The organism is Idiomarina sp. UBA4206 (genome assembly GCF_002383015.1).
Lineage (GTDB): Bacteria > Pseudomonadota > Gammaproteobacteria > Enterobacterales > Alteromonadaceae > Idiomarina > Idiomarina abyssalis.
This window is the reverse complement of record NZ_DFTS01000071.1, coordinates 18,474-18,893: the sequence shown is the minus strand read 5'-3', so window position 1 is coordinate 18,893 and position 420 is coordinate 18,474. Positions and strand designations below refer to the sequence as shown.

Genomic DNA, 420 nt, shown 5'->3' with positions numbered 1-420 from the left:
GAAATTAAGAAAGAATACTGTGACTTACTGCGCCGTGCCGATGCAATTTTCATTGAAGAGCTGCATAACGCGGACTGGTACAACAAAGTTAGCCAGGCTTTCGCGGTATTCCTGCCGGTACGTTCGGTTGGGGTTATGGGTGATCAGCGTAAATACGACTGGGTTATTGCTATTCGAGCAGTAGAAACCATCGACTTTATGACTGCGCGCTGGGCACATTTGCCGTATGAGTTATTAGAGAAGGTATCGAACCGGATTATTAATGAAGTGAACGGAATTTCCCGTGTCACTTATGATATTTCGGGCAAGCCACCCGCCACCATTGAGTGGGAATAAGCCGGTAAATATTGGCTGGGGGTTGAAGGAAATCTTCCGAAAGACGCCAGCAAGTACATCCCTGTAAGGCTTGGGCAGCGCCAT

At 47.9% G+C, this 420-nt stretch carries 1 pseudogene; it reads left to right on the top strand.

Features of this window, described 5'->3' with window-relative positions:
* A pseudogene (locus B3180_RS14020) lies at positions 1-336 on the top strand (GMP synthase (glutamine-hydrolyzing)); the annotation flags it as partial.
* Between the last annotated feature and the right edge of the window lie 84 nt (positions 337-420).